20 protein-coding genes are annotated in these 18,140 nt (G+C 61.5%); 12 read left to right on the top strand and 8 right to left on the bottom strand.

The genetic code is table 11. The annotated features are described in order from the left end of the window. Positions 1–50 precede the first annotated feature (50 nt). Positions 51–2,600 carry a TIGR02302 family protein gene (locus tag ACIQWS_RS15555; protein WP_346305782.1) on the top strand — a complete coding sequence of 850 codons (2,550 nt, stop codon included), beginning with the start codon at positions 51–53 and terminating at the stop codon, positions 2,598–2,600. 64 nt (positions 2,601–2,664) lie between these two features. Here ACIQWS_RS15555 and hpt read toward each other — a convergent pair whose 3' ends face one another. After that, entirely contained in the window at positions 2,665–3,201 is a 537-nt protein-coding gene (gene hpt / locus ACIQWS_RS15550; RefSeq protein WP_223613550.1) for a hypoxanthine phosphoribosyltransferase, read from the bottom strand. 126 nt (positions 3,202–3,327) lie between these two features. Further along, complete coding sequence (locus tag ACIQWS_RS15545; protein WP_288193532.1) at positions 3,328–3,522, bottom strand: hypothetical protein; 195 nt, start codon at positions 3,520–3,522, stop codon at positions 3,328–3,330. 362 nt (positions 3,523–3,884) lie between these two features. Between ACIQWS_RS15545 and ftsE the strand changes: the two genes are divergently transcribed. The 4 genes from ftsE (at position 3,885) to ACIQWS_RS15525 (ending at position 7,174) form a co-directional block, all read left to right on the top strand. After that, positions 3,885–4,508, top strand: a complete 624-nt coding sequence (gene ftsE, locus ACIQWS_RS15540) for a cell division ATP-binding protein FtsE (RefSeq protein ID WP_245421113.1) — start codon at positions 3,885–3,887, stop codon at positions 4,506–4,508. After that, positions 4,501–5,499 carry an ABC transporter permease gene (locus ACIQWS_RS15535; RefSeq protein ID WP_223613552.1) on the top strand — a complete coding sequence of 333 codons (999 nt, stop codon included), beginning with the start codon at positions 4,501–4,503 and terminating at the stop codon, positions 5,497–5,499. The genes ftsE and ACIQWS_RS15535 overlap by 8 nt, the downstream gene beginning before the upstream one ends. Before the next feature lie 68 nt (positions 5,500–5,567). Beyond that, the gene (locus ACIQWS_RS15530) at positions 5,568–6,320 is read left to right on the top strand and encodes a YdcF family protein (RefSeq protein WP_403180822.1); all 753 of its coding nucleotides are present in this window, start codon (positions 5,568–5,570) and stop codon (positions 6,318–6,320) included. A gap of 68 nt (positions 6,321–6,388) precedes the next feature. Beyond that, on the top strand, positions 6,389–7,174 hold the full coding sequence (locus tag ACIQWS_RS15525) for a 1-acyl-sn-glycerol-3-phosphate acyltransferase (protein WP_346305833.1): 786 nt from the start codon (positions 6,389–6,391) through the stop codon (positions 7,172–7,174). A gap of 188 nt (positions 7,175–7,362) precedes the next feature. Here ACIQWS_RS15525 and ACIQWS_RS15520 read toward each other — a convergent pair whose 3' ends face one another. Next, positions 7,363–7,890, bottom strand: a complete 528-nt coding sequence (locus ACIQWS_RS15520) for a gamma-glutamylcyclotransferase (protein ID WP_346305785.1) — start codon at positions 7,888–7,890, stop codon at positions 7,363–7,365. Between the two features lie 64 nt (positions 7,891–7,954). Here ACIQWS_RS15520 and ACIQWS_RS15515 point away from each other — a divergent pair, with 64 nt between their 5' ends. Continuing rightward, entirely contained in the window at positions 7,955–8,974 is a 1,020-nt protein-coding gene (locus ACIQWS_RS15515) for a DUF2125 domain-containing protein (RefSeq protein ID WP_403180819.1), read from the top strand. 26 nt (positions 8,975–9,000) lie between these two features. Here ACIQWS_RS15515 and ACIQWS_RS15510 read toward each other — a convergent pair whose 3' ends face one another. Together ACIQWS_RS15510 and hisC are read right to left on the bottom strand one after the other, a co-directional pair. After that, complete coding sequence (locus ACIQWS_RS15510) at positions 9,001–9,933, bottom strand: prephenate/arogenate dehydrogenase family protein (protein WP_403180816.1); 933 nt, start codon at positions 9,931–9,933, stop codon at positions 9,001–9,003. A gap of 3 nt (positions 9,934–9,936) precedes the next feature. Beyond that, positions 9,937–11,043, bottom strand: a complete 1,107-nt coding sequence (gene hisC / locus ACIQWS_RS15505; protein WP_403180813.1) for a histidinol-phosphate transaminase — start codon at positions 11,041–11,043, stop codon at positions 9,937–9,939. Between the two features lie 192 nt (positions 11,044–11,235). Between hisC and ACIQWS_RS15500 the strand changes: the two genes are divergently transcribed. Continuing rightward, on the top strand, positions 11,236–12,423 hold the full coding sequence (locus ACIQWS_RS15500) for a homoserine O-acetyltransferase (RefSeq protein WP_403180810.1): 1,188 nt from the start codon (positions 11,236–11,238) through the stop codon (positions 12,421–12,423). Then, on the top strand, positions 12,420–13,034 hold the full coding sequence (gene metW, locus ACIQWS_RS15495) for a methionine biosynthesis protein MetW (protein WP_223613559.1): 615 nt from the start codon (positions 12,420–12,422) through the stop codon (positions 13,032–13,034). Before ACIQWS_RS15500 ends, metW begins: the two co-directional genes overlap by 4 nt. Before the next feature lie 3 nt (positions 13,035–13,037). Here metW and ACIQWS_RS15490 read toward each other — a convergent pair whose 3' ends face one another. Further along, positions 13,038–13,790, bottom strand: coding sequence for a class I SAM-dependent methyltransferase (locus ACIQWS_RS15490; protein ID WP_346305791.1), 753 nt, complete (start codon positions 13,788–13,790; stop codon positions 13,038–13,040). Positions 13,791–13,901: 111 nt separating this feature from the next. On the opposite strand from ACIQWS_RS15490, the gene gloB reads away from it, so the two are divergent. Further along, complete coding sequence (gene gloB / locus ACIQWS_RS15485) at positions 13,902–14,672, top strand: hydroxyacylglutathione hydrolase (protein WP_403180805.1); 771 nt, start codon at positions 13,902–13,904, stop codon at positions 14,670–14,672. Then, positions 14,672–15,106, top strand: coding sequence for a cupin domain-containing protein (locus tag ACIQWS_RS15480; protein ID WP_403180802.1), 435 nt, complete (start codon positions 14,672–14,674; stop codon positions 15,104–15,106). The genes gloB and ACIQWS_RS15480 overlap by 1 nt, the downstream gene beginning before the upstream one ends. Here the strand turns inward: ACIQWS_RS15480 and ACIQWS_RS15475 are convergent. Both ACIQWS_RS15475 and ACIQWS_RS15470 read right to left on the bottom strand, forming a co-directional pair. Further along, positions 15,103–15,936 (bottom strand): DMT family transporter, encoded by an 834-nt coding sequence (locus ACIQWS_RS15475; RefSeq protein WP_403181041.1) that lies wholly within the window; start codon positions 15,934–15,936, stop codon positions 15,103–15,105. The two genes, ACIQWS_RS15480 and ACIQWS_RS15475, sit on opposite strands and share 4 nt — an antisense overlap. A gap of 72 nt (positions 15,937–16,008) precedes the next feature. Next, positions 16,009–16,812: a DUF3108 domain-containing protein gene (locus ACIQWS_RS15470; RefSeq protein WP_223613563.1), complete on the bottom strand. Its 804-nt coding sequence runs from the start codon at positions 16,810–16,812 to the stop codon at positions 16,009–16,011. 268 nt (positions 16,813–17,080) lie between these two features. Here ACIQWS_RS15470 and rpmB point away from each other — a divergent pair, with 268 nt between their 5' ends. Together rpmB and ACIQWS_RS15460 are read left to right on the top strand one after the other, a co-directional pair. Beyond that, on the top strand, positions 17,081–17,380 hold the full coding sequence (gene rpmB / locus ACIQWS_RS15465; RefSeq protein WP_091879976.1) for a 50S ribosomal protein L28: 300 nt from the start codon (positions 17,081–17,083) through the stop codon (positions 17,378–17,380). 88 nt (positions 17,381–17,468) lie between these two features. Next, entirely contained in the window at positions 17,469–18,119 is a 651-nt protein-coding gene (locus ACIQWS_RS15460; protein WP_403180795.1) for a VUT family protein, read from the top strand. The last annotated feature ends 21 nt before the right edge of the window (positions 18,120–18,140 follow it).

The following is an 18,140-nucleotide window of genomic DNA, read 5'->3' as shown; positions in this document are numbered from 1 at the left end:
AGCGTCAATGCGGTCATGATGGAATCGCAGGGTGACGAGATGGAGCAGGGATGACCGGTCAACACCCCGATGAGCGGGACGCTGAAAGGGTCAGATTCGATATTTTCAAGAGTATCGATCGGCTCCGCTTGTCCGCGTGGCTGACCCTGGCCTTCGAGCGGTTGTGGCCGCGGGTCCTGCCGCTGTTGCTTGTCGCTGCACTGTTCGTGATCGTCGCCTGGTTCGGCCTGTTCCGCATGATGCCGGATCTCGTCCGTCTCGGCCTGCTGACGCTGTTTGTCCTGTCGCTTCCGGTGTGCCTCTACACTCTGCTGAGATTCCGCCTGCCGGACCATGCCGATGTCAGCCGCCGCATTGAAGACGTCAACACGCTCGATCACCAGCCGATTGCCGTCCAGTCGGAAATCTTGGCGACCAGCACGGACGATCCTTTTGCACAGGCCCTGTGGGACGAGCACCGCAAGCGCATGGCCGAACGCATCAGAGGCCTGAAAACCGGCCTGCCCCGGACAAACATCCCGGAAATCGACCCCTGGGGTCTGCGGGCCGTGATCGGGCTGCTTCTCGTCATCGCCTTCGCCTTTTCCGGCAGTCCGCTCGGCGGACGTCTCGGCGATGCATTCCAGAGCCACAGCAGCAGCAATGCGCTGCCGCCCCGCATCGACGCCTGGGTCACCCCGCCGCGCTATACGGGCCGCCCGCCGGTTTTCCTCACCTCGGCGGCCAATGACCAGGAAAAACAGTTCACCGTCCCGCAGAACAGTACGTTGACCATCCGCATCATCGGCGGCAACGGAACCGAACGGGTGACGCAGACCCTGCCGGACGGCAAGCCCGCCGACGTTCCGGTCAAGCAGGACGCGAAGACGGCCGACACCGCCCCGGCAAAAGACCAGCCGCGCAATTACGAGCTGACCCTCGATACCAACGCCACAGTGGGACTGATCAACAACGGCACCGTACATTCCGAATGGGCGTTTGCGGTGTTGCCGGACCAGCCGCCCACCATCCGCTTCACCAGGGAACCATCGAGCGCCGTCAATGGCACGATGGAACTGACCTATGAAATCAGGGACGATTATGGTGCGGCCAGCGCGCAGGCGAAGGTCGAGCAGGTCCAGCCGCCGGCAAAGGATGCAAGGCCGCTGTTCGAGGCCCCGGAAATCCCCCTCAGCCTGCCGAAGCGCGGCGCGGACGGCGGCGAGACCAAAACGACGCGGGACCTGACCGAACATGTCTGGGCCGGATCGGAAATCCGCATGACGCTTGTCGCGGTTGACGATGCCGGGCAGGAAGGCAGGAGCGAGACCAAGACCCTTGTCATGCCGGAACGTCCCTTTGCCAATCCGCTGGCGCGCGCGGTGGTGGAGCAGCGGCGCATGCTGGCGCTGAACGCCAATGCCAAGCCGGATGTGCTGAACATGCTGGATGCCATTACCCTGTGGCCGGAAGAGACCATCCGGAATCCGGCCCGTTATCTGGGTCTGCGCAGCATCCGCTCCCGGCTCAACCTTGCGAAGAGCGATGACCAGCTGCGCGATGTCGTCGCCTATATGTGGCAGGTGGCGCGCGGCATCGAAGACGGCGCCCTGTCCGACGCCGAGCGCAGTCTGCGCGAAGCCCAGGAGGCGCTGCGGCAGGCGATCGAGCAGAATGCCAGTCCCGAAGAAATCGACAAGCGCATGGCCGACCTGCGCAAGGCCATGAACAAATATATGCGCGAGCTTGCCCAGCAGGCCCAGCGCAATCCCAACATGGCGCAGGCGCCCGATCCCAACGCCCGCGAATTGCGGCAGGAGGATATCGACCGCATCCTCAAGCAGATCGAGGAACTGGCCAAGCAGGGCTCGAAGGAGCAGGCCCAGCAGTTGCTCTCGCAGCTCAACGACATGCTGAACAATCTGCAGATGCGCCAGGCCCAGGGCAAGAACGGCCAGGGCGACCAGATGAAACAGCAGATGGACAAGCTCGGCGATCTGATGCGGCGCCAGCAGAAAATGATGAACGAGACCCACAGGCTGGAACAGCAGCGCCAGAATGGCATGATGCAGGACAATGGCCAGTTCGGCGGCCAGATGGGACAGGACGGCCAGCAGGGCCAGATGTCAGAGGAAGATATCGCCAAGGCGCTGAAGGGCCTGCAGGACGGCCAGGGCAAGCTGCAATCCGACCTGCAGCAGCTGATGGACGATCTGAACGGCCAGGGCGTTACGCCCAACAAGGATTTCGGTGACGCCGGAAAATCCATGGGAGATGCCCAGAAATCCCTCGGCGAGGCTGATGGCGGACAAGCGCTTGACCAGCAAAGCAATGCGCTGGATTCCCTGCGCAAGGGCGGACAGGACATGATGAAGCAGATGCAGGCCATGGGCCGGGCGGGCAAGCCGGGCGGTCCGCAGCAGAGTGACCGCGACCCCTTGGGACGGCCGTCCAAATCCGACAGCGGCACCGATTTCGGGCCGGACCGGAACATGCTGCCCGGACAGGCCGATATCCAGCGCGCCCGGCAAATCCTCGATGCCATCCGCGAGCGGCTCGGCAATGCGCTAAGCCCGCAGATGGAAAAGGATTATCTGGAACGCCTGCTGAAATTCAACTGAGGCTAGTGGTCCGATTCTGACATTCGCATGCTGCGCGTGATGTGAAATTCGTTCCACTAGAGCCTCAGTCCCGGACGACACCGACATAGGGCAGCTGCCGGAAGGAATGCCCGACATCCATGCCATAGCCGACGACGAAATAGTCGGGACATTCGAAGCCCTTGAAATCCGCTTCGATATCGGTTTTCCGCTTCACGCTCTTGTCCAGCAATACGGCGATGGACACGCTGCGCGCGCCGCGCTCCAGCATCAGTTCGCGGGTGAATTTCAGCGTCCTGCCCGATTCCAGGATATCGTCGATCAACAGCACGTCGCGGCCGTGCACATCGCTGTCGATGTCGCGCAGGAGCCGCACTTCCTTGCTCTCGGTGCCCTTGCCATAGCTGGACACGGTGATGAACTCGACATCAGGCTCGGCGCCCGCGTCGTGCATGGCGCGGATCAGGTCCGCCGCGAAGATGAACGATCCCTTGAGGATCGAGATCACCAGCAGATTGTCAAACCGTTTTGCCACAATGTCCTGCGCCAGTTCCAGATTGCGCGTGGCGATCTCCTGCGCACTGAATAGAACATCGATATTCTTCTCGCCAACTTTCGGCATGCAACTCTTCCTGATTTTCCGGTAAGCAAGGCTCCTGGAGCCTTTCCTGTTTGAAAGGCTCTATAGCCCGATATCGGCCGGAAAAGCAAAACCTCAGCGTTTTTTCGACCGGTCAATCGGCGCCGGTCAGCGGATCGCGTTGCCTGCGGGCGCGGATACGCTCGTGCCCGGCATGTGGGGACCGGCGGCATGCCGCTGGCTGAAAAGCACATGCCCGCCGCAGATCCAGAACGTCGACGCCGCAACCAGAAGCACCAGCAGCCAATAGGCGAAGCCGGGCATGCGCGCCTGCGCCTCCTGCGACTTTTGGAGAATTGTCATGCGCGCGTTTACGGGGAAGTGTGGGTTCAGGCTTTGCCGGGAGGAAGGAGGTGACATGGATTCATAGATTGCGTCTTCCGCCCCGCCTTTGTCGAAGTGGAGCGCGGGGACAATATGCGAAACAGTTTCGCCGCTCATCGTTTTAAACCGTGCAATCACGTGTTTTCCGGTCGTTCTGCCATGTTGCAGTCATGATCCTCCGAATCATTGTGGCAGCCTATCGCCCAATAATTAATGTTTCGCCGAACGGATGCAGCGATTGATGGGTGGTCAAATCCGTCCGCGCTGAATAAAACACGCGTGGACAAGAAACTTGGAAAGTCAGCTTGATTCGTTTTGAGAATGTCGGTTTGCGATACGGGATGGGCCCGGAGGTTCTGCGTGATGTCAGCCTCCATATTTCACCCCGCTCGTTTCAGTTTTTGACCGGCCCGTCGGGCGCGGGCAAGACATCGCTGCTGCGCCTGCTGTTCATGACGCTGAAGCCGACGCGCGGTCTCATCACCGTCTTTGGCAAGGACATCGCGACCATCTCCTCCAAGGAAATGCCTTTGCTGCGCCGCCGGATCGGCGTGGTGTTCCAGGATTTCCGCCTGCTCGATCACATGACGACCTACCAGAATGTCGCCCTGCCGCTGCGGGTGCGCGGCAAGGAGGAAGCCACCTATCGCGCGGAAGTCGAGGAATTGCTGCACTGGGTTGGCCTGGGCGAACGCATGCACGTGCTGCCGCCGGTGCTGTCAGGCGGCGAGAAACAGCGTGCCGCAATTGCCCGCGCCCTGATCGACCAGCCGGAAATCCTGCTGGCCGACGAGCCGACCGGCAATGTCGATCCGCCCCTTGCCCGGCGCTTGCTGCGCCTGTTCGGCGAACTGAACCGTTCCGGTACCGCCGTGGTCATCGCCACCCACGATCTTACCCTGATGGATCAGGTCAATGCGCGCCGCATGATTCTCGATCAGGGGAGGCTCGACATCTATGATTGACGCCGCCCGCCTCAGGGAGCTGGCCGCGGATCTGACCGGTCGCGCCATCCAGCTTGTGCGCGGCAAGAACGGCCAGGCGCCCATCGTGCCCGCCGGCAATGTCGTCGGCCATGCCCTGATGATCGTGATCGCCATCATGACGTTCCTCGCCTGCCTGACCATCGGGGCGGTCAGTCTCGTCCAGTCGACCGCGGCGACATGGCAGAGCCAGATTTCGACCGAAGCCACCATCCAGATCCGTCCGGTCGAGGGCCAGGACATGGAAGCGCTGCTCGTTCAGGCCGGCAAGCTTGCACAGGGCTTTTCCGGGGTCAAATCCACCCGCGTCATTGACCGGGCGGCCACGGCCCGGCTGCTGGAGCCATGGCTCGGCACGGGGCTCAACATCGATGATTTGCCGGTGCCCCGGCTGGTCGTCGTCACGCTCGACGAGGCCTCGCCACCGGATTTCGCCTTGCTGCGCAGCGAACTCGTGAAGAACATCCCGGGTGCCAGTTTCGACGATCACCGCACCTGGGTCGACCGGCTCGTGTCCATGGCCCGTTCCACCGTGCTGATCGGCATGACCGTGCTCGGGCTGGTCATCGCCGCCACGGTTCTCACGGTGATTTTTGCCACGCGCGGCGCCATGGCTGGTAATGGTCACATCATCGAAGTGCTGCATTTTATCGGCGCGGAACAGAAATTCGTCGCCCGGCAGTTCGAACGGCACTTTTTCTGGACCGCCCTGAAAGGCGCATTATGCGGCGGCGCGCTGGCCATCCTGATCTTTCTGCTCATTGGCTGGTGGTCGTCCCGCAATCTGGCAACGCCGGAAGCCGATCAGGCCACAGCCCTGTTCGGCAATTTTTCCATCGGGTCAGGCGGCTATACCGGGGTCGTGCTGATCATTCTCGCAGTCAGTGTTTTGACCATGATTACAACACGAATGACAGTCATAGCGCATTTACGCCAGGTCGACGGGCGCGCAGGCGACAGTCACGATACCTGAGCGATTTCGATTCAATTTGACGACATAAAATTCATGGGAGGTTTGCCGGCAAGGCTTATACACTCCCGGTGGCACGACTCTCGAACAAGGCAACGCGTGATCAGAAAATGGACGGCACGGACGACAGCAGCAACCAACCGCCGGCAGGCGCCGAAGCCCGCCCGCGCGGACTTGCGTCTGCATTGCGCAAGCGTGTTGCCCGCCCGTTCTTCCTGCTCGGCGTTCTGGCGCTCGGCCTGTTCCTCGGCGGGTTCATCGTCTTCAGCGATCATGTCAGCACCATGCAGACGCCTGAACTGGTTGAACCGGCCGATGGCATCGTCGTCCTGACGGGCGGCTATTCGCGCATTGAAGGCGCGCTTGACCTGCTCAAGAACAAGCGTGGCAAGCGGCTTTTCATCAGCGGGGTCCATCCCTCGACCAAGCGCGGCGAGCTGCAGCGGGTAACGCGCGGCGATGCCACGCTGTTTGAATGCTGTGTCGACATCGACCGCTCGGCGCTCGACACGATCGGCAATGCCTCCGAGAGCATCAAGTGGGCCAAGGCCAACCATTACGCGCGCATCATCGTCGTCACCAACAACTACCACATGCCCCGGACACTGGTGGAGCTGCGGCGCGCCTCGCAGGAGATCGAGTTCATCCCCTACCCCATCGTCAACAGCGACCTGCGCAATGGCGACTGGCTGGCCCGCGGTCAGGTGGTGCGCGTGCTTGTCGTCGAATATGTGAAATATCTCGGCGCTGTCATTCGCTCGGCCCTGCCCGACAGCCTGTCGGCGGGGACACAAACCTTCGTTCGATGGATCAGGGGTGGCTGATTGGGAGTTCACGGCGCGCGCAAGTTGGTATAACGAAGGCCTGACCAACCGCCATGACCGGGACCCCGATGACGATCATCCGATCAATTGTCTTCAATATCGCCTTCTATCTCAACCTGATCATCCAGATGATCATCTTCACGCCCTATTACTTCCTCAGCTCCCGCAGGAATGCCTGGAGCGTGCCGAAGAACTGGGCAAGGTCCAACCATTGGTTGCAGAAGGTTCTGGCCGGCACGGATCACGTGATCGAGGGTATCGAGAACATTCCCGATGGTCCCTACATCTGCGCGCCCAAACATCAATCGTTCTGGGATGCCTATGCCTTCCTGCCGCAGATCGCCGATCCCGTCTATATTCTCAAACGCGAGCTGATGTGGATTCCCCTGTTCGGCTGGTACATCCTCAAGATGAAGATGGTGCCGATCGACCGGGGCAAACGCTCGGTCGCCATGAAGACGGCGATCCGGGGGGCGCGGGACGCCGTTTCCCAGGGCCGCCAGCTGATGATCTATCCGGAAGGCACCCGCACCGCACCGGGTGCACCGCCCGCCTATAAATATGGCGTGGCGCATATCTATACCGAGCTTGGCGTGCCGGTGCTGCCGATCGCCCATGTCGCCGGTCTATACTGGCCGCGCCGCAAGTTCCGCCGCTTTCCCGGCACGATCCGCTGCCGCATCCTGCCGCCGATCCAGCCGGGCCTCGACGCCGAGAGCTTCCTGAAAAAATTGCAGGAAGTGACGGAAGCCGCATGCGATGAACTGCTGATCGAGGCGGCCCGTTCTGAAAACCCGCCGCCCCTGCCGCCGACGGCAGTGCAGCGGCTGAAGGAGCTCGGGGTAACGGTCTGAGATTTCCGGGGTCCGCAACACCCATAGTGCGTGGTTCGACAAGCTCACCATGAGGGAGGGTGAGGGTTGCAGAGAGCTGCATTCTGCAACGTTTGTGATTAGCAATGCAGCTAAACCACCTCCCTCATGGTGAGCTTGTCGAACCACGCACGGCAGCTGCTGCAACTGGAAAAATTACAACCTGATCCCTAGCCGGGATTGCGGTCGATGGCGGCGACCAGGGTCTCGAACCAGTGGTCGCGGATATTCATCTTGCGCATGTGTTCAAGCGTATTGTGCACGTAATCCTCGTTGCGGCCGGACTGGCCAACCGAGCCGCGCACGGTGGCGGCAGCCTGTTCAACCGTCAGCGCCCCCGCATACTGAACATGCCTGCGGTCGACCACATAGGTCAGTGCCTCGACCTTGCGGCCATCGCTCAGACGGACGGCCAGCCGCTTCTCCAGATAGACATTGGTGACCAGTTCCCGCTCGCGCAGATAGGCGACGACCTCGTCTTCAAGCTCGCCGGGAACCCGGAAGGCCAGGCCAAGGCAGGAACCGCCATGATCGAGACCGAGCACAAGCCCCGGCCGTTCCGGCGTGCCGCGATGCACGTAGGAATGCACGCACAGCGCCCGCCTGTAGCCGTGCAGGCGCGCATGCATGGTTTCAACATGTGCAAAGCCTGGCTTCCACATCAGAGAACCATAGCCAAAGACCCAAAAATCGCCCATATCCGTCCTGATAGCTGTACTTCATTGCGAAGCTTCTTCCCTGACCGATAGCGAGACCCGGACCATGACGTCAAGCACTGCCGACAAACCTTACAATGCCGGACGGCGTATCCGTTTCCTGGCCGCAGGTATCGTCCTCGTCGGCCTGCTCTATACGGGCGGGTGGTACTACGTGGCCAACATGCTGGAAACGCGGGTTGCCGCCAATATTGCCGGCCTGCAGGCCAAGGGCATCAACGCCGCTTGCGACAATGCGGCGGCCAGCGGCTATCCCTTCCGCCTTGGCCTCAACTGCTCCAAGGTGTCATGGGTCGACCAGGCGAAAAATGTTTCCGTCAGTGCCGGTGCCTTCCGCTCCGCCGCGCAGGTCTATGCACCCTTCCACATCGTGAGCGAGATCGACGGCCCGGCTGCCGTCAGCGCTCCCGGCATGCCGCCGCTCGACCTGAACTGGGACAATTTGAAATCCAGCGTGCGGCTGGACAAGCCCATTCCGCAACGCCTGTCGGTGCAGGGCCGCAATATCGTCGTCACCCAGCACAACCCGTCCGGTGCCGGCACACCGTTTGCCACCCTGAAGGACGGCCAGCTGCATTTCCGCGCCATGGAGCCGGTCATGGATATCGCCCTGTCCTTCAGCAGCCTGAAGGTTGCCGACAACACGGTCTATGACAAGCCGCTGCCCGAACTGACCGGCGCCGCCGATATCCAGATGGCAAACGGCTTTGCCCTGATCGGCAAGACGGAGCGTGATCTGAGCATCCTGCGCGGACAGTCCGGCCTGTTGCGCAACGTGGATCTCGCCCTGCCCGACGGCAGCGGCATCGCCCTATCCGGGCCCTTCTCCGTGGCGGACGACGGACGCATCAGCGGCGACTTCAAGATCACCCTGCGCAACCCGGAAAGCGTTGCCAATACGGCAAAGAGCATCTTCCCCGGTCAGGACAAGATCATTTCATCCGTGCTGCAGGCCATGGCCTTCGTGCCGAAGGATGCCAACGGCGCGCCGACACTTCCCGTCTCGGTCAAGAACGGCAAGATGTCGGTCGGCTTCATCAGCATCGGCCGCCTGCCCTCGCTGTGAGGGCAAGTACAGCCGGTGCAGTGCTGTCAGGCGCTCTTGGCACCCGCCTTCTGGCGTCCGAAATCGGGGGCGTCCACTTCCTGACCCGCATCGATGATCCCGCGCCGGACGGCACGGGTGCGGGTGAAGAGATCGAACAGCGCATCGCCGTCGCCCCAGCGGATTGACCGCTGCAACGAGGCCAGATCCTCGGAAAACCGCGCCAGCATTTCAAGGATCGCATCCTTGTTGTGCAGGCAGACGTCACGCCACATGGTCGGGTCCGACGCGGCAAGGCGGGTGAAATCGCGAAAACCGGAGGCGGAGTATTTGATCACTTCCGAATTGGTCACTTCTTCCAGGTCGCTCGCCGTGCCGACAATGTTGTAGGCAATGATGTGCGGCAGATGCGAGACGATGGCCAGCACCCGGTCATGATGCACCGGGTCCATTGTATCGAGCCGCGAGCCGCAGGCTTCCCAGAATTTTGTCAGCCGGTCGAGGGCAACCGGATCGGTGCCATCAAGCGGTGTCAGGATGCACCAGCGGTTGGCAAAGAGCTCGGCAAAACCCGCGTCGGGTCCGGAATATTCCGTACCGGCGAGCGGATGGCCGGGGATGAAATGCACATGCGCCGGCAGTTCCGGCTGCATCTGCGCGATGACCGATCCCTTGGTTGAGCCGACATCGGTGACGATGGCGCCGGCTTTCAGCGATCCGGCAATGTGCCTGGCAACGTCACCGGACGAGCCGACGGGCACCGAGATGATCACCAGGTCGGCGTTTTTGACCGCTTCCGCACTGTCGAGGACATAGCTGTCGCCCAGACCCAGCGCTTCGGCGCGCTGCAGCGTGCTTTCGCTGCGGGTCGAGATGACGATGTGATCTGCCAGGCCCTCGCGTTTGATGACGCGCGCCAGCGACGAACCGATCAGGCCAATGCCGATCAGCGCAATGGTATCGAAATGGATTTTGGACATTGTTTACTTCAAGAATTCGGAGAGTGCGGCGACTACGCCGCGATTGGCTTCCTCGGATCCAATGGTAAGGCGCAACGCGTTGGGGAATCCGTAGCCCGCAACACGGCGCAAAATATAGCCCCTGCTGGTCAGATAGGCGTCTGCCTTGTCGACCGATTTCGCCGCATCGTCCGGGAAATGCACGAGCAGGAAATTGCCGACCGACGGCGTGACGCGCAGGCCCAGCGCCGACAGCTGTTCGGTCAGCCATGGCAGCCATGTATCGTTGAAGGCAACAGCCTTGTCGACATGCGCACGGTCGCGGACAGCGGCAGCACCGGCCGCAATGGCGGCTGAGTTCAGGTTGAACGGCCCGCGGATTCGGTTGACCGCGTCGATGACATGCGCCGGCGCGAACATCCAGCCGATCCGCAGGGCGGCAAGGCCGTGGATTTTCGAGAAGGTGCGGGTCATCACGACGTTCTCGAACGACGAGACGAGCTCGATACCCGCTTCGTAGTCGTTGCGGCGCACATATTCCGCATAGGCCGCATCGAGAACAAGCAGGACGTTCTTCGGCAGGCCCGCATGCAGGCGGCGCACTTCCTCGAACGGAATGTAGGTGCCGGTCGGATTGTTCGGGTTGGCCAGGAACACGATCTTGGTCTGCGGCGTGACAGCAGCGAGAATGGCATCGACGTGCGCCTGCTCATTCTTTTCCCTGGCCACGACAGGTGTCGCACCGGCCGCCATGATGTAGATCTTGTACACCATGAAACCGTGCTCGGTGTAGATCGCCTCATCGCCGGGCGAGAGGTAAGTCTGGCACAACAGGCCGAGCAGTTCATCCGAGCCGTTGCCGCACAGCAGGTTGTCGGCATTCAGCCCATGCACGTCGGCAATCGCCTGCTTGAGCTGGGTGGCCTGGCCGTCGGGATAGATTTCGAGGCGTGCGGATGCGGCGTGATAGGCCTCGGTCGCGTGCTTGCTCGCGCCCAGAGGGGTTTCATTCGAAGAGAGCTTGTAGACCTTGGCAACGCCGGGGGCCGATTCCTTGCCGGGGACGTAGGCGGCAATGTCGAGAACACCGGGTTTGGGTGTGGGGCGCGTGTCTTTCAATGTCGTTGTCATGATTCACAAGATCCGTAACATCGTTGAAATCGATGGTCATCGCAGGCAATGGCTCAAGCCACGGGGCATAGCCGCCAACAGACACGATGTCGAGCCAAACTTGCGGCGCCAAGTCCGGAAAATCAAAGAAACCATTGACTTTGCCGGTTGTGCGACCATAGCTACCGCCCACAAAGCTAAAATCGCGCGAAAATGACGAAATTCAGCAACCCGTCCGCCAGTCCCGATCAGAGAAGCCAGGAAGCGACAAATCCCCACAGCCCCGTGGTGGAGTTTGGCGCCGACAAGCCGTTGCATCTCGACAGCGGCGTCGTGCTTTCCCCGTTCCGTATCGCCTATCAGAGCTACGGCACGCTCAATGCCGACAAGTCGAACGCCATCCTGATCTGCCATGCGCTGACCGGCGACCAGCATGTTGCCAATGTGCATCCCGTGACAGGCAAGAATGGCTGGTGGGAAACCCTCGTTGGCCCGGGCAAGCCCATCGATACGGACCGCTTCTTCGTCCTGTGCTCCAATGTGCTCGGCGGCTGCCTCGGTTCGACCGGCCCGGCTTCGATCAATCCCGAAACCGGCAAGCCCTACGCGCTCGACCTGTCGATCATCACCATTGCCGACATGGTGCGGGCGCAGGCCATGCTGGTCGATCATTTCGGCATCAGGCAGCTCTTCGCCGTGGTCGGCGGCTCCATGGGCGGCATGCAGGTTCTGGAATGGGCATCCAGCCATTCCGACCGGGTTTTTGCCGCCGTCGCCATTGCCACGGGCGCGCGCCACTCCTCGCAGAACATCGCCTTCCATGAAGTGGGCCGCCAGGCCGTCATGGCGGACCCGGAGTGGCGGGAAGGCCGTTATCTGGAAGAAGGTACCATTCCGCGCAAAGGCCTGTCCGTGGCCCGCATGGCGGCGCATATCACCTATCTCTCGGAAACCGCCCTGCACCGCAAATTCGGACGCAACCTGCAGGACCGGCAGAACGTGACCTTCGGTTTCGACGCGGATTTCCAGATCGAAAGCTACCTGCGTCATCAGGGCATGTCGTTCGTCGAGCGCTTCGACCCCAACTCCTACCTCTACATGACCCGCGCCATGGATTATTTCGATCTGGCGGCGGAGCATGAGGGACGGCTGGCCGATGCCTTTGCCGGATCGAAGACACGGTTCTGCATTGTCTCCTTCACCAGCGACTGGCTGTTCCCGACCAGCGAAAGCCGCACCGTTGCCCATGCGCTGAATGCCGCCGGTGCTTCCGTCTCCTTCGTCGAGATCGAAACGGACCGCGGCCATGACGCCTTCCTGCTCGACGAGCCGGAAATGTTCTCGGCCATCAACGGTTTCATCCGCTCTGCGGCGCGTGCCAAGGGGCTCCTGCAGCCATGAGCGTGAACACCACTTCGCGCGTCGACTTCGACGTCATCGCCTCGCTGGTCAACCCCGGCGCGCGGGTGCTCGACGTCGGTTGCGGCGACGGTGAACTGCTCGAACTCCTGCAGAACACAAAGAATGTCGACGGACGCGGCGTCGAGCTGTCGCAGAAGGGCGTCAACGAATCCGTGGCGCGCGGTCTCTCGGTCATCCAGGGCGATGCGGACAGCGACCTGAAATATTATCCCGATGCGGGCTTCGATTACGTGATCCTGTCGCAGACGCTGCAGGCGACGCGCAACCCGAAGAATGTCCTGACCGAACTCCTGCGGATCGGCGAGAAGGCCATCGTCTCCTTCCCGAATTTCGGCCATTGGCGCATGCGCGCCTCGCTGCTCGTCAACGGCCGCATGCCGGTGACGGAAGAGCTGCCCTACAGCTGGTACGACACGCCCAACATCCATTTCTGCACCATCAACGACTTTGTCGACATGACGAGGGAGATCGGCGCGCAGGTGGAAACGGCCGTGGCGCTCAATGCCTTCGGCCAGAGAATCGGCTTCAACATGCCCTGGGGTTTCTGGAACCTCTTCGGCCAGCAGGCGGTGTTCCTGCTGCGGCGCTGACGCTCAATTCTCGTCCGGCCCGTCCCGCCGCATCGCCGTGCCCTGCGGCGAGAGAACCGGCACGAAGACACGCCGCGATGACCGCTGGGCGACCGGCAATCCCTGATAGATGCGCTTTTGCGCCTCCACGATGAGAACACCGGAGAACACCGGCCAGAAACGCCGTCCCACGCGCTCGAACAGGCTGGACGGGCGCATGATCCAGCGCCGCGACGATGGCGGGAAGAACAGCGCCTCGGCCCACGGACCCGGCGTGAAATTGGTTTCCCGCAGAAGGCGGATCAACTGCCCCCGGCTGTAGGGCCGTCCGCTGCCGAAGGGCGTGTGCTCGAAGCGCGCCCACAGGCCGCGCCGGTTGGGAACGACGATGACGAGCCGCCCGTTCGGGGCAAGCGCCCGCCACATTTCCTTGAGTGTCTCGCGCGGGTCCTCCGCATGTTCCAGCGCATGCACCATCAAAATACGGTCCACCGCCGAATCCGGCAGCGGCAGGTCTTCCTCGAACACCAGCGCCGTCGACGACGCTTCCGCCGGCGGCCAGCTCGCCGCGCCCTGCCCGGCAGGCATGAAGGCGAATGTCCGCTCCGTATCGCCGCGAAACCGGTCGAGATAGGGCACGACATAGCCAAGACCGACAAGCCGTTCGCCCGGCAGTTTCGGCCAGATCGGCGCAAGGGCCATGGTAATCGCCCGCTCGGTCAGGTGGCCGAGGGTGGAAGCATAAAAGGCACGGAGGTCGATGATATCGAGATGCATGCATTCAACCTAACACGGCAAATCATAACATCAAGAAAATGGCTTGGAGACGGGTTGCGCCTGCCGGACAGCTGGCTATCCTGATCGCAACGCACAAACCGGACAGGCCCCATGTCAAATCTGCAGATAGAACAGTTCACCGCGCTCAGCGACAATTTCGGCGTGCTGATCCACGACCCCGATGCCAATCTCACCGCTTCCATCGATGCCCCGGAAGAAAAGCCTGTGCTCGACGCGCTCAAGCGCCGCGGCTGGACGCTGACCCACATTTTCTCGACCCATCACCACAATGATCATGTCGGCGCCAACCTTGCGCTGAAAAAGCGGTTCAAGCTTGAAATCCTCGGTCCGGACGCGGAAAAGGCCAATATACCCGGCATCGACCGCACGCTGAAGCACGGTGACCGCTTCCGCTTCGGCAATTTCGACGTGTTCGTCATTTCCACGCCCGGCCATACCGCCGGCGAGATTTCCTATTATATCCCCGACGCCAAGGTTGTGTTCACCGGCGACACGCTGTTCTCGCTCGGATGCGGGCGCCTGTTCGAGGGAACGCCGGCAACCATGTTCCGGTCGCTCAACCACCTTATCAAGCTGCCGGTCGACACGCAGATCTATTGCGGGCACGAATATACCGAAAGCAATGCGCGGTTTGCCCTGTCGATCGATCCTGACAATTCGGCGCTGAAGGAACGCGCCAGGGAGATCTTTGCCCTGCGCGAGGCTGGCCTGCCGACATTGCCCACCACCTTGCTGCGCGAAATGGCAACCAACCCGTTCCTGCGCTGGCACGACCCGGCGATCCGCCGCAACCTCAAGCTGGAGAACGCCAGCGACGAAGCCGTTTTCACCGAAATCCGCAAGCGTAAGGACAATTTCTGATGACGTTGACCGCTGAACAGATCCGCGCCGCGCTGGGGCTGCAGCCGCACCCCGAGGGCGGCGCCTATATCCAGATGTTTCGCGACAACCAGAACGGCTGGCCGGTGGGCGGGCGCGGCCATTCGACCGCCATCTATTTCCTGCTCGAGAAGGGCGAGGTTTCCGCCTGGCACCGGGTGAAAGACGCGGCCGAGGTCTGGCACTGGTATGGCGGGGCACCGCTGCAACTGACCATTGCAACCGAAGGCGCGCCGCATGAGGTCCACCGGCTCGGCATGGATATCATGGCCGGCGAGCGGCCGCAGGGCATTGTTCCCGCTGGACACTGGCAGACAGCCAAATCGCTTGGCGACTGGACGCTGGTTGGCTGCACGGTTGCACCGGGCTTCGACTTCGCCCAGTTCGAGCTGGCCGAACCGGGCTGGGAGCCCTAAACAGGCCTCTTCCGGAAAATCATTTCCTTGGCGGCAAGTACCGCGCCAAGAGTGATCAGCAGGCAGGCGAGCAGGACGCGCACCGTCGGTTCGGCGGCCCCCGCCGCGATCAGCACAAGGGTCGACAGCAGCGGCGCCGCATAGCTCGATGCACCCAGCACCTGGATATTGCCGCGCTTGACGCCGAAATCCCAGGCATAGAAGGCCGCGCCCACCGGGAAAAGCCCGAGCCCCAGCACGGCCAGCCATTGCGTCAGCGATTCGGGCCAGACGGTCTGCTCGAGCGCCAGATGCGAAATCAGCGACAGAACCGATGTCGCGACACAAAAGCCGGTCACCGCATCGGTCGGCACGCTGGCAAAACGCCGCGACAGCAGCGAATAGGCGGACCAGGTCAGGGCGCAAAGCCCGGCCATGGCGTAACCGAAGGCATATTGCGCCTCGAAGCCGACACCGCCGCCCTTGGTGACGATCAGCACCGTACCGGCCAGCCCCAAAAGGGTTCCCAGCACATGGAACCAGCGCAGGCGTTCGCCCGGCATCAGCGCCGAGCCGACCACGATGAACAGCGGCCAGAGATAGGCGATGAGACTGGCATCAACGGCCGGCGCGTTGCGCAGGGCGGTGAAATACAGGAAGTGATAGCCGAACAGGCCGACAACGCCGAGAGCCCAGACCTTTGCCGGCTGGCGCAGGTGCTGTGCCGCGCCCGGCCGCCAGAGCCAGGACAACAGGCCAAGGCAGGCGCCGATGGCGAAGGTCATGGCCGTCAGCTGAAACGGCGGCACCTTGCCGGAGACATCGGTGAACAGCGCGAGCATCGCCCACATGATAACCGCAAGAAACCCGACAGATGTAGCCACGCGCCGCCCCCATTCGAAAGAGCGGCGCCCCCGCCGCTTCTATTGCATCTTTTCAAAACGGGTCGCGTAAACCGTCACCGTTCCGATCTGCGTGCCGATCTTCGCCTGCACTGGCGAATAGATACCGGACTTGCCGAGGGATGCAAAGGTGAGACTGATCTTGCTTTTGTTTTTCAGATATTCGATCGCATCGCGCCCCGCCTGGTAGCCGCCGACCGGAATGAACTTGACCGAGCACGTGATCGTATCGCCCTTGAAACCCTTGGTGGAGAACGGCTGCGGACTCCCGGATGGCGAGAGCTGGAGATCCACCCGCGTCTGTCCGTCGTAGAGATGCAGGGTCTGGGTGCAGACCTGGCCGATGCTGTCCGCAGCGACCATGACGCCGGAGATCGGATCGGTCACGCCCTGCAGCGCCGCGGGCTCAAGCTCCACCCATTTGTCCTTCTTCCTGACTGGCGGGACATTGGTGGTTTCCGTCACATTGCCATTGGCGAAGGCAATCGACGTGCTCTTGTCCTTCTTGCCGTGCCGGTACTTGACCAGATAGGAGTTCGGCAGCGGGCCGGTTTTGCCAAACTGGCCTTTGACATCGATATTGCCCTTGGTGTCGTCGAAGACGGTCACGAGGCCCGAGCTTCTCAGGCCACCCGATACCGTATAGGCGCCGCCCGAGACACTGGTTGAAAAATTTGCCTTGGCAATCGTCAGGCCGAGCAGCGAAACCCGGTAATCGGATTTGTAGACTTCCTCGGCGCGTGCCGGGAGCGCCCCCGCAACGAGCAGTATCCCTGCGGCAATCGCAGCATATCCGCAGCCGGGCCGCCGAATGAGACCAGTCATGTCCCGCTCCTTCAAATTGCATCACGCACGTGTGAATTGCCTGTGGTGAGACCGTACAAAGCAGGCAAAGTTGTGTTAAACATTGCGACAAGTCCGTTAAATACACAAAACCGGAGCAGAAGCACACTTGACGCGCGCGGCTCATATCACTATAGAAACGCGACTTCCCAATAGGCCGCCTGTCCGATATGCGCGCCGCTGCACGGCGACGTGTGATGGTAACAAGAACATTCGGGCTATAGGTAATGAATTTTGAAGGTGAGACCCAATGTCCCGCACATGTGAATTGACCGCTAAATCGGTACAGTACGGCAACAATGTGAGCCACGCGAACAACAGAACGCGCCGCCGCTTCCTGCCGAACCTCTGCCACGTTACGCTGATCTCCGAAGCTCTCGGTCAGAGCTTCCGTCTGCGTGTTTCGGCCCATGCCCTGCGCACCGTTGAACATCGCGGTGGTCTGGATGCATTCTTGAACAAGGCTGACGAGAAGGAGCTGTCACAGCGTGCCCGCCTCCTGAAGCGTCAGATCGCCAAGAAGTCGGCTGAAGCGCCGGTTGCTGCCTGATCGGCCGACACGGCTCTGACATCCTAATCGCTAGAGGCCAGCGCATGCTGGCCTTATTGTTGCTGGTTCCATTACCCAGGATAAAAAAATGCCGCTTTCGCGCGCCTATTCCCTGTCGGATTTCATTTTCCCCGTCCTCGCCATGTGCCTGGTCGTGGCTGCCTCCAATATTCTGGTGCAGTACCCGTTCAATCATCTTGGATTGAACGAAATCCTGACCTACGGCGCCTTCACCTATCCCGTTGCCTTCCTCGTCAATGACCTGTCGAACCGCCGTTTCGGACCGCAATTCGCCCGCAAGGTCGTCTATGCCGGTTTCGTCATCGCGGTGATTCTGTCGGTCTGGCTGGCAACGCCGCGCATCGCCATCGCCTCGGGCTCGGCGTTTCTCTGCGCCCAGCTGCTGGATGTCACCGTTTTCAGCAAGCTGCGCCAGCTGACCTGGTGGAAAGCGCCGTTCGCGTCCGCCGTGTTCGGTTCGCTGCTCGATACGCTGCTGTTTTTCTCCATCGCCTTTGCCGCCCAGTTCGCCTGGATCGATCTGGCGACGGGGCGTGCCGACTCATCGCTCGCCATGCTGGTGCCGTTCCTCGGCAAGGATATCCCGCTGTGGATGTCGCTCGGCTTCGGCGACCTGATGGTGAAGATTGTCATGGCCGTGGTGATGCTGGTGCCCTACGGCGCCATTCTTGCCGTCTTCGCGCCGGCGATCTATTCGGCCAACCGGAATTCCAGATAAAGATTTCTCTGCGGGATCGAA

The organism is Phyllobacterium sp. NPDC097923, assembly GCF_044760925.1.
GTDB classification, from domain to species: Bacteria; Pseudomonadota; Alphaproteobacteria; order Rhizobiales; family Rhizobiaceae; genus Phyllobacterium; species Phyllobacterium calauticae.
This window is presented reverse-complemented; position numbering and strand designations above follow the sequence as displayed.